9 protein-coding genes, 2 tRNA genes and 1 pseudogene are annotated in these 10,522 nt (G+C 56.1%); 5 read left to right on the forward strand and 7 right to left on the reverse strand.

The features are described from left to right. The 6 genes and pseudogenes from Q1J88_RS12095 to rnr form a co-directional block, all read right to left on the reverse strand. Window positions 1–286 (reverse strand): annotated as a pseudogene (locus Q1J88_RS12095) (hypothetical protein); the annotation flags it as partial. A gap of 79 nt (window positions 287–365) precedes the next feature. After that, window positions 366–441 (reverse strand) — tRNA-Val (locus Q1J88_RS12100). 99 nt (window positions 442–540) lie between these two features. Beyond that, window positions 541–813, reverse strand: coding sequence for an HU family DNA-binding protein (locus tag Q1J88_RS12105; protein ID WP_017523731.1), 273 nt, complete (start codon window positions 811–813; stop codon window positions 541–543). 359 nt (window positions 814–1,172) lie between these two features. Continuing rightward, window positions 1,173–2,408, reverse strand: coding sequence for a cystathionine gamma-synthase family protein (locus Q1J88_RS12110; RefSeq protein ID WP_301117977.1), 1,236 nt, complete (start codon window positions 2,406–2,408; stop codon window positions 1,173–1,175). 27 nt (window positions 2,409–2,435) lie between these two features. After that, window positions 2,436–3,188, reverse strand: a complete 753-nt coding sequence (gene rlmB, locus Q1J88_RS12115) for a 23S rRNA (guanosine(2251)-2'-O)-methyltransferase RlmB (RefSeq protein WP_301117978.1) — start codon at window positions 3,186–3,188, stop codon at window positions 2,436–2,438. A gap of 72 nt (window positions 3,189–3,260) precedes the next feature. Next, complete coding sequence (rnr, locus tag Q1J88_RS12120; protein ID WP_301117979.1) at window positions 3,261–5,738, reverse strand: ribonuclease R; 2,478 nt, start codon at window positions 5,736–5,738, stop codon at window positions 3,261–3,263. A 298-nt stretch (window positions 5,739–6,036) separates the two neighbouring features. On the opposite strand from rnr, the gene Q1J88_RS12125 reads away from it, so the two are divergent. Next, window positions 6,037–6,121 (forward strand) — tRNA-Leu (locus Q1J88_RS12125). Between the two features lie 82 nt (window positions 6,122–6,203). Here Q1J88_RS12125 and Q1J88_RS12130 read toward each other — a convergent pair. Then, the gene (locus tag Q1J88_RS12130; protein ID WP_301117980.1) at window positions 6,204–6,632 is read right to left on the reverse strand and encodes a GNAT family N-acetyltransferase; all 429 of its coding nucleotides are present in this window, start codon (window positions 6,630–6,632) and stop codon (window positions 6,204–6,206) included. Window positions 6,633–6,740: 108 nt separating this feature from the next. Here Q1J88_RS12130 and Q1J88_RS12135 point away from each other — a divergent pair, with 108 nt between their 5' ends. The 4 genes from Q1J88_RS12135 to Q1J88_RS12150 all read left to right on the forward strand — a co-directional run bounded on the left by Q1J88_RS12135 (window position 6,741) and on the right by Q1J88_RS12150 (window position 10,433). Continuing rightward, window positions 6,741–7,616 (forward strand): MBL fold metallo-hydrolase, encoded by an 876-nt coding sequence (locus Q1J88_RS12135; RefSeq protein ID WP_301117981.1) that lies wholly within the window; start codon window positions 6,741–6,743, stop codon window positions 7,614–7,616. Window positions 7,617–7,658: 42 nt separating this feature from the next. Next, on the forward strand, window positions 7,659–7,847 hold the full coding sequence (locus Q1J88_RS12140; RefSeq protein ID WP_301117982.1) for a DUF3008 family protein: 189 nt from the start codon (window positions 7,659–7,661) through the stop codon (window positions 7,845–7,847). 99 nt (window positions 7,848–7,946) lie between these two features. After that, window positions 7,947–9,674, forward strand: coding sequence for an FMN-binding glutamate synthase family protein (locus Q1J88_RS12145; protein ID WP_301117983.1), 1,728 nt, complete (start codon window positions 7,947–7,949; stop codon window positions 9,672–9,674). Window positions 9,675–10,004: 330 nt separating this feature from the next. After that, the gene (locus tag Q1J88_RS12150) at window positions 10,005–10,433 is read left to right on the forward strand and encodes a PACE efflux transporter (RefSeq protein ID WP_301117984.1); all 429 of its coding nucleotides are present in this window, start codon (window positions 10,005–10,007) and stop codon (window positions 10,431–10,433) included. The last annotated feature ends 89 nt before the right edge of the window (window positions 10,434–10,522 follow it).

The raw sequence follows: 10,522 nt of genomic DNA on the forward strand, positions 1-10,522 counted from the left end.
CAATACGATCGAAGCGCTTTCCATTTGAACGCACGAACACTTCCCGCAGGATGGCATCAGGGGGATTGACCCGATTGGTCAACACGACCTGGGTTGTCGCCTTGACACGCTCTTCGTCGTACTGTTGCAGAGCTTCGGGAAAGGTCTCGGTTAGGGCGGGTGTTCCTGCGATTCGAACCTTGGCTCGATACTGATATGGGCCTCTTTTTCTATGACTGCCGGGGTCAAAACCTCTATAAAACAACGCAATGTGGTTATAGAAGCCACTGTTCCAAAATTGTCCCAAAAATGGTGCTAAGCGCGATTTGTAACAAAAAAGGGCTCACAGTAAAAACTGTAAGCCCTTGATTTTATTTAGCAGTTCGTGGTGGGTGCTACAGGGGTCGAACCTGTGACCTACGCCTTGTAAGGGCGCCGCTCTACCAACTGAGCTAAGCACCCCTTGTATTCAACCTGACGGGAAGTTTCCCGGGGGGCCACGCTGCTAAAGAAAAGCATTATAGCTTGACCTTTTTTAGCAAGCAAATCGGCATTCAATTTTTAGTTGACTGCGTCTTTGAGAGCCTTGCCGGGACGGAACTTGGGCACGCGAGCCTTCTTGATCTTGATGGCTTCGCCGGTGCGGGGGTTGCGACCGGTGCGGGCTGCGCGCTCGGACACAGCAAAGGTACCGAAACCGACCAGGGTGACCGAGCCCTTCTTTTTCAGGGTAGTCTTGACAGCACCGATAAACGCTTCGAGGGCGCGACCGGCGTCGGCCTTGGAGAGGTCGGCCTTGGTAGAGATGTGTTCGATGAGCTCAGTTTTGTTCATTTAAGATATACCCCTGAAAAATTATTATGACTGTTGCCGGCGAACAAGGCGCCTGCATCAGCATTTCTTGATAAAAAAAACACTACACGTTCAAGTACATGTACCACTGTTGACTGGTGGGAATGTCAGTATTGACGCTGCCTACCGGCTAACGCGTATTAAGCCTTCGAAATAAAGTCGTGTCAAGGGGAGAATCGCTCAGAAGCCGCAGGATTACTGACTTTTTTCAAAAATATACTCACGAAATGCAAGTTTGTTTTGACCTGTTTCAGGGCGCGAAACAAGTAAAAAGCAGCGGCCCGATCGGGTTTGATCAGAAACGCACCACCCTGCCCTGGTCAACCGTCCAGCGCATCGGCTCAGAAAGATTCGAGCGCATCCAGAAAGTCGTCGATCAGGTCCTGAGGGTCTTCGATGCCCACGGAGATCCGCAGCATGCTGTCTGCTATCCCCATCAATGCCCGCCGCTCCGGACCCATTTCGTAATAGATGGTGTGAGCAACAGGCAGCACCAATGTGCGGGTGTCTCCCAGGTGAGTAGCCAGCACAAATACTTTGAGACGATTGAGAAACTCGAAGACGTCGATGCCATCCAGAAGCTCGACGCCAACCAGTGCGCCGTAACGACCGCCGAACAGCTCTCCGGCGCGTACGTGCTGTGGATGCGAAGGCAGACCCGGATAACTGACCCGCGACACCTTGGGATGTGCCGCCAATGCCTGCGCAAGCGCCATGGCGTTGCTGCAGCTTCGTTCCATGCGCAGTGCCAGGGTTTCAGACCCGACTGAAATCCGGTGCGCCGAATCTGCTGACAACGTAGCCCCCATGTCGCGCAGCCCTTTTTTCTTGATCTGCGTCAGTCCCCAACCTTGCGGCGAGCCATGACGATAAACATCCGCGATATTGGGATACGTCGACCAGTCATAAAGCCCCGTATCGGTAACAGCCCCACCTAAGGCGTGGCCGTGCCCGCCAATGTATTTGGACAGCGAATTGATTACCAGGCCTGCACCCACATCGCGGCCGCGGCAAAGCCACGGCGTGCTCAGGGTGCCGTCCACAACGTACAGCAGCGCGTTGTCGCGACACCAGTCACCGATAGCTTTCATGTCGGCTACCTGGGTTCCCGGATTGGCGATGGATTCCACGAACACCATGCGGGTTTCGGGACGTCGGGCCGCCGCAACATTGGCAACGTCCGTCGCGTCAACCAAGGTCACTTCCACGCCCAGTCCTGCCAGGGTGTTCAGCAAGCTGTTCGTATTACCAAAAATGTACTGGCTGGAAATCAGGTGGTCGCCTGCACGCAACAAGGTAAAAAATGTTGCGTTCAATGCTGCCATGCCAGTGGCAAAGCTCACGCTGTTGAGGCCGCCTTCCATCTGCGTGATCTTTGCTTCGAGAGCCTGGGTAGTAGGGGTTCCCTGGCGTGCATAGGTAAAGCCGGCCTTGCCCTGAAAAACGGCGGCCAGTTCGCGCGAGTCGGCAAAAGCATATTCGCTGGACGGGTGCAGCGGTTTGTGGATCGCCCCATGCTCGATGGTAGAACGCCGGTCGGAGTGAACCAGCGTAGTGGTGAAACCGTTCTTGGACATGATGTGGAAAGGTCGATTTGTAAGGTGTTAGTTGGATTGTGTGCGTTGGCGAACCGTCTCGTACAGGCATACGGCGCTGGCGACACTGACGTTCAGGCTTTCTACCGCGCCCAGCATGGGAATCGTGACCAGTTCATCGCAGGTTTCACGGGTCAGGCGTCGCATTCCCTCGCCCTCTGCTCCCATGACCCACGCCATGGGACGCCGCGCATCAATAGAGTGAATGCTGTCTGTGGCCTGATCGTCTGTGCCAACCAGCCACAGACCACGTTGCTTCAGCTCACGCATAGTGCGTGCCAGATTGGTAACCATAATGTATGGCACGGTATCGGCCGCACCACAGGCCACGCGCTGGACCGTTGTACCGACGCCGACAGCCCGGTCCCGCGGCGCCACCACGGCATGAACGCCGGCGGCATCGGCCGTGCGCAGGCAGGCACCGAGGTTGTGCGGGTCGGTCACTCCATCGAGCAACAGTAAAAGCGGAGCCTCTCCCTTCTGTTCCAGCGCATCAAGAACTTCGTCTATATCAGTGGCGAGCGTGTTGGCATCGGCCAAGGCCACCACTCCTTGATGTTTTGTTCCCCTTGCCAAGCCATCAAGCCTAGCGGATTCAACCGGATGCACTCGTACATTCGCCTGCCGCGCCTGTTCGATCAAGGTTTGCATACGTTTATCGCGCCGTGAAGCCTCGACGTAAAGCTGACGAATGGTGGCTGGGGCATGGCGCAGCCGCGCAGTGACGGCATGAAAACCAGCCAGAACCTGGTGGGAAGACATGGGGCTCCTTGATGATAGGCAGGCGGAAGATACAGCGATTTTACTCTTCCGCCCCACAACCCCCGAAAAGCCTTACCTTCGCTTGCGTGCGGGGGATTTTCCCGCCTTGGGCGTTGATGATTTGCTGCCGGCCTTTTTGGTTGCCTTTGCAGCACGTTTTTCGGCCGCTCGACGCTGGCTTGCCGTGGTTCCCTTGAGTGCCTCCGGCTTGGTCGTAGCTGCTTTCTTTCCGCGACGCACAGACAAGGGTTCTGCCGGGGCCGCTGCCGCCTTTTTCAGAGCCTTGTAGCCGGTGTCCTTGACAAGGCGAAACTCGATTCTGCGCGCTTCGAGGTCGACACGCGCGACCTGCACATGAACGGCATCGGTAAGACGATAGCGGATACCCGTTCGCTCGCCACGCAACTCGTGCATGCTTTCGTTGTACTGGAAGTAGTCGGAACCCAATTCCGAAACATGCACCAGCCCTTCGACGAATAGAGTATCAAGGGTAACAAACAGGCCGAAAGGGGCTACGCCGGTGACCCGACCACTGAACACCTCGCCGACATGCTCTTTGACGAACCAGCACTTGAGCCATGCCTCGACATCGCGGGATGCGTCGTCGGCTCTGCGCTCGCGAGCAGAAAGCAGGAGGCCCAGCTTTTCCCAGATGGCGTGCTGACGCTCGCCCGGAGTCAACTCGGCGGCCGCATTGACGTCTTCGAAGTCGGGCACATACTTTTCTTTACGCAGGATGGCTTTGATGACACGGTGCGTCAGCAGGTCTGGATAGCGCCGGATGGGCGACGTAAAGTGCGCATAATGTTGATATGCCAGACCGAAGTGGCCGGACTCTTCGGGACTGTATATGGCCTGCTGCAAGGAACGCAGACACATCGTCTGCAGCACCTGATAATCGGGCCGGCCTCGTGCAGCCTGCAGGAGACGCGCGTAATCGTGCGTGGTGGGCTCATCACCTCCTTCGAGGGTCAGGCCGATGTTACGCAGATAATCGCGAAGTGCCTTGAGCTTTTCGGGAGTGGGCCCTTCATGAACCCGGTACAGGCTAATGCGCTTGTTGCGTTTGGTGAAGTCGGCTGCGCAAGTGTTGGCCGCCAACATGCACTCTTCGATAAGGCGATGGGCGTCGTTGCGCTCGTACGGCACAATTCGCTCGATACGCCCCAACGGATTGCACACGATCTTGGTTTCGATCGTCTCGAATTCCATGGCTCCGCGCTTGGCGCGGGATTCTGACAGCAGCTGATAAAGCTCGTACAAATCGAGTACGTGCGGCAGGACGTGCTGCATGCTTTGTGCTGCTGGCCCGGTAGGTTGCTGAATGGCCGCCCAGACATCGGTATATGTGGTGCGAGCCTGTGAATGAATGACGGCGTTGTAAAACTGGTAAGCCGTGACTACGCCCGCTTTAACGCCGTTGGCCGGAATGACCATATCGCAGACCAGCACCAGACGGTCGACCCCCGGATTGAGCGAGCACAAGCCGTTGGACAAGGACTCGGGCAGCATCGGAATGACCCGACGCGGAAAATACACACTGGTGCCGCGTTCGAAGGCGTCGTCGTCCAGCGCCGACCCCGGCGTTACATAATGGCTGACATCAGCAATGGCCACCAGCAAACGCCACGCGGGTCGCCGGCGTTTTTCTGTGCCGATATCCACGGGCATGCAAAATACCGCATCATCGTAGTCACGGGCATCTTCGCCATCAATGGTAATAAAAGGAAGGTCGCGAAGATCGACCCGACCTTTGAGATCGGCGGGAGTGACAGAGTCGGGCAGCCGGGCAGCCTGAGCCATGGCGGCTTTTGAAAAATCCACCGGTACGTCGAATTTGCGCACAGCGATTTCAATTTCCATGCCGGGGTCGTCGATTTCGCCCAGCACCTCTATGACCCGGCCCAATGGTTGGGTATGACGGGTGGGCTGCTGCATGATCTGCACAGTTACCACTTGCCCATGCTCGGCACCGGCGGTATCGCCCGAAGGAATCAAGATGTCGTGCTTGATGCGCTGGTCTTCGGGGACGACGATGCAGATGCCCGGCTCGCGCAAGAAGCGCCCAACCAGGCGGTCGGTACGACGCTCGACCACTTCGACAATGGTTGCCTCGGGTTTGCCCCGATACTGGCCATCGGGTTTGGCCAGTACACGGTCGCCATGCAGCACCTTGAGCATTTCGCGAGGGGACAGAAACAGATCGGGTCCGCCGTCGTCGCGCAAAAGGAATCCAAAGCCATCACGATGGCCCTGAACCAGCCCGGAGATGAAATCTCCTTTAGGTGCAGCCAAAATCTGTCCCTGTTCGTTATATGTAATTTGCCCGTCGCGCTCCATGGCGTTCAGGCGACGCTCGAAGCCTGTGGAAAGAGGATGCTTTGCACCCATCGCCCGAGCCAGTTCGAGCACATCGTATGCCCGACCTGTCGTGCGCAGCATTTCCAGCACGGCTTCGCGGCTGGGGACATCTGGGTCAAAATCGGGCGGCAGCGAATGAGCTGGGTTGGAGCTCGGACTGTCGTTTTCGTTTTTTGTTCGCTTTGCCAAAGAAAATTCCGTTGGTTAAAAAAATAGGTTATACTACGAATCTTCGCTTTTACAGCTATCAACACATTTAGCAGTTGCACTTTGCAGTGCACCTGGTTGGGTAAAGTCTAAATGGTTGCGCATTGTGGTGTACATCGTGATGTTTACAACGCAATTGCAAAAAATAGCAGTAAAAGCCGCAGTAAACGTTAAGCAATAATGTAAAATTATTGTTTGCAGTACCCAAGTATATGAAGTTTGATGCCTTGCAGGCTTGTTCAGCTGCATACATGTTCAAACAGTAGCATATTCTTGTTAAGCCCAGATGGCGGAATTGGTAGACGCGCATGGTTCAGGTCCATGTGCCGCAAGGTGTGGAGGTTCGAGTCCTCTTCTGGGCACCACCCTATTCCTGAAAAAGCCCCGTGCATGTCGCGGGGCTTTTTCTTTGCTGCCGGCCCAGGCGTACCTGTCGAACTTGTAGTGCTAACGCAACACCTTTCTCATGAGCACGTGCGCAATGCCGGCATCCATGAATTGATTCCCTTCGACTTTGAACCCCAATGCCTCGTAAAACCCCGTCGCGTGCCACTGCGCGGCCAGTACCACGTCGGTGTCGCCCCGACGCGCCGCCTGTTCTACAAGCGCCTGCAGCAACGCTTTTCCGACACCAATAGAGCGGTGGGACTTCAATACAGCCATGCGGCCAATATGCGAATCTGGCAGGAGTCGGCCCGTGCCCACCGGAACATCGTCGACCCAGGCCAGCGCGTGCACGGCGGTCGCGTCGTGCTCGTCGAGCTCGAGCTCAATGGGAACCTTCTGTTCGACCACAAAAACTTCGTGACGAATTGCACCCGCTTCCTGGCCCAGTTGATCCCAGTTTCCAAGCGTGACTACGATTGCAGGGCTCAATAGATGTCCTTCGAGACGATTTTTTTAACCGGTCAATCTACTGGCAGCATGTCTTATGCTATACAGATATAAGCATATTCCAAATACGTCTTAACACGGGAGAAACTGATGACACAAGCGGCCGAGGTTCAGGCATTTTTTGATCCAGCCACCAATACAATCAGCTATATGGTGGTTGACCCATCCACCCGTAAAGGGGTTTTTATCGACCCCGTCCTGGATTATGACCACGCCAGCGGCAAAGCGGCAACGACTTCTGCCGAACTGATGCTGGATGCGGCACAGGCTGCCGGGGTCGAAATCGTGCGCATTCTTGAAACGCATGCCCACGCCGATCATTTGAGCGCTGCACCTTTCCTCAGAGAGCGCACGGGTGCACCGGTGTGCATTGGCAAGCATATCTGCCAGGTGCAATCAATTTTCAAGCCCGTCTTCAACCTGAGCGACGTGTCTGAAGACGGTAGCGAATTTGATGTCCTGCTTGGCGACGGCGATACATTCGACATAGGCAAGCTGCCGGCAACCGTACTGCATACCCCGGGCCATACCCCTGCTTGCGTCTCGTATCTTATTGGCGATGCACTGTTCGTTGGCGATACCCTGTTCATGCCCGATTACGGCACAGCCAGAGCCGACTTTCCTGGTGGCAGCGCGCGCGTCCTGTATGCATCGATACGTCGCCTGCTCGACCTGCCACCCGAAACGCGCATTTTTGTTTGCCACGACTACAAGGCCGACGGCCGGGATTATTTCGCCTGGGAAACCACAGTCGACGCACAGCGCAAGGGAAACATTCACATACGTGACGGCATCTCTGAGGAGGAGTTCGTTGCCATGCGTACGCAGCGCGATGCGTCGTTGGCGGCCCCCACGTTGCTGCTGCCGTCCATCCAGGTCAATATTCGAGGCGGGAAGTGGCCGCAGCCTGAATCCAATGGCCAGCACTATCTGAAAATACCGATCAAGTACGAATCGGCACAATGATTGCTGCAGCAGGCATGTCGAAATCCAAGCTGGAGACCCAACATGCCTGCCAAATCCAAGGCTCAGCAAAAGGCCGCAGGTGCCGCTTTGTCGGCCAAGCGCGGTGACACCAACGTCAGCGAGCTTCAAGGCGCATCCAAATCGATGTACGAATCCATGAGCGAAAAAGAGCTCGACGAAATGGCTTCAACCAAGCGCAAGGGCAAACCCGAGCATAAGTCAAAATCCTAACCTGCCTCCCGGCGCCTGCTTCCTTTTCGTTCCGTCTACATGCAGAATTCAGTTCTGGTATGGTTGTAAAACCCGGTTTCAGGAACGAAGGAAGCATCGGTGTCTTTTGTATCGCGCTACACGGCGTTTTACCTTGTCATAGCGGCAACACTTATCTCCCTGGTGCTGACTTTCGCCGTCAGTGCGTGGTGGCTGGTGCCTGCGCTGGCCAGTCTGGCGCTGGTGGGCCTGGGAATCCGTGACCTGACACAGACGCGTCACACCATCCGCCGCAACTACCCGGTTATCGGTAATTTGCGCTACCTGTTCGAATTCATCCGACCCGAAATACGCCAGTATTTTCTAGAAGATGACAGTGCCGAACTGCCCTTTTCTCGCTCTGACCGATCGCTGGTTTACCAGCGCGCCAAGCACACGATCGACAAGCGGCCCTTCGGTACTCAAGAAAACGTCTACGGAGACGGTTACGAATGGATCAACCATTCGATGAGCCCCACCAAGCCCAAGGACAGTGACTTTCGCATCACGGTTGGCGGACCCGACTGCACACAACCCTATTCCCTGTCGGTTTTCAATATTTCAGCCATGAGCTTCGGTGCCCTGTCCGCTAACGCGGTCATGGCCATGAACAAGGGCGCCGTGCTAGGGAACTTCGCTCACAACACCGGCGAAGGCGGCATCAGCCGATATCACGAAATCCATGGGGGTGACCTTATCTGGAATATCGGGTCAGGATATTTCGGCTGCCGCGACGAAAAAGGCCAGTTCTCGGAAGAGCTTTTTGCCGAACGCGCGACGCGGCCAAACGTCAAGATGATAGAAATCAAGTTGTCTCAGGGCGCGAAACCGGGTCACGGCGGAATCTTGCCTGCCAGCAAGGTGACGCCCGAGATCGCCGAAGCACGAGGCATTCCGGTATGGCGGGAATGCGACTCACCCGCAAAGCACAGCGCCTTCGACACCCCGGTTGAATTGCTCCAGTTCGTGAAAAAGTTGCGCACGCTTTCTGGCGGCAAACCTGTCGGGTTCAAGCTGTGTATCGGACATCCCTGGGAATGGTTTGCGATTGCCAAGGCAATGCTCAAAACGGGTATTACCCCCGACTTCATCGTCGTCGATGGCGCCGAAGGCGGCACAGGTGCGGCGCCAATCGAATTCGTAAACCATGTGGGCACACCTCTGCGCGAAGCCCTTCGACTGGTTCACAATACCCTGGTGGGCATCGGACTACGCGAGCAGATCAAGCTGGGTGCCTCCGGCAAGATCATCAGTGCCTTTGACCTTGCCCGGACCATGGCGCTGGGTGCCGACTGGTGCAACAGCGCCCGCGGCTTCATGTTTGCCGTGGGCTGCATTCAGGCGCAGGCATGCCATACTGATAAATGCCCGACAGGCGTCACCACACAAGATCCCGGCCGTCAAAAAGGACTGGTCGTCGCCGACAAGGCGCAGCGGGTAGCGAATTTTCATGCCAATACGCTCAGGGCCCTGGCCGAATTACTTGCTGCCGCCGGGGTCGAACATCCGGGCAACCTTCGCCCCCATCACATTGTTCGCCGGATATCGGCCAGCCGGGTCAGTGTTCTGTCGGCGCTATTTCCGGACATGCGAAAAGGCGAATTACTTGAAGGGAAATACAGCCAGACGATATTTCGCGTTACCTGGCCCATGGCTCAGCCCGATTCTTTCGCCCCTTTATACAGCCTGAGCGCCGCACTGTCCGGGCACGCGGGACCACCGCAAGACGAAGGCGACCCTTCTGCCGCCCCGGCTCATGGTGCTACCACGGCCGCCATGAACGGTCAGGTGGATCCATCTGCGGCCTGACGTACTGCAGTTTATTTGACCCGTTCGGCACTGCCGCATCGGCGTCTGCCTGTACGTTCTTTTAACAAATATCAGTAATTTCCCTAGTGTTCTCGGGCCATGGGTTGATCTATTCTGAACTCACTGCTTAACAGGCAGACCACTGCCTCCATGGCAGTCCATCTACACTACGTGAACGTAAGTGTCTCTGCCCAACTAGGCAGTAAGGCCCCGCCAAAAGGTGGGGCCTTTCATGTTTATGCGGCCCTGCTTTTCCACGGCCCTTTCAAAACTTGTATAAGATTACGGCTTTGCCGTGCCCCGTGTGCGCGGACTCGAGGAACCATCACCGTGCAGGGCGTCAAGCGTAAAGTCGTTTATGTATCGTTGTACGAGCTGATTGCCATTGGCATCACCAGCTTCGGACTTGCCGAACTGGCCGGGCAGGAGCTGGGCCGGGCCAGCGTCGCCGCCATTGCATCATCGATTATCGCCGTGATCTGGAATCTGGTGTACAACACCGCCTTCGAATATTGGGAATCCCGGCAATCAGTGCGTGGCCGAAGTCTGCTGCGACGTGCCGCTCATGCAATAGGCTTTGAGCTGGGGCTGGTCGTTTTGCTGGTGCCACTTTTTGCATGGTGGCTGCACATATCATTGTGGCAGGCCTTTGTACTGGATCTGGGACTGATTGTCTTTTTCCTGATATATACCTTTGCGTTCAACCTCGCCTTCGACAAGGTATTTGGACTGCCCGCCTCTGCCCTGCCCGCGCAATAAGCCAGTTACAGCGAATCATGCACCTGCGCGGTAATTTCGTATGAACGAAGCCGCGCCTTGTGGTCGAACATATTCGACGTAATCATGAG

The organism is Pusillimonas sp. (assembly GCF_029263785.1).
In the GTDB taxonomy this organism is placed as follows: domain Bacteria; phylum Pseudomonadota; class Gammaproteobacteria; order Burkholderiales; family Burkholderiaceae_B; genus Pusillimonas.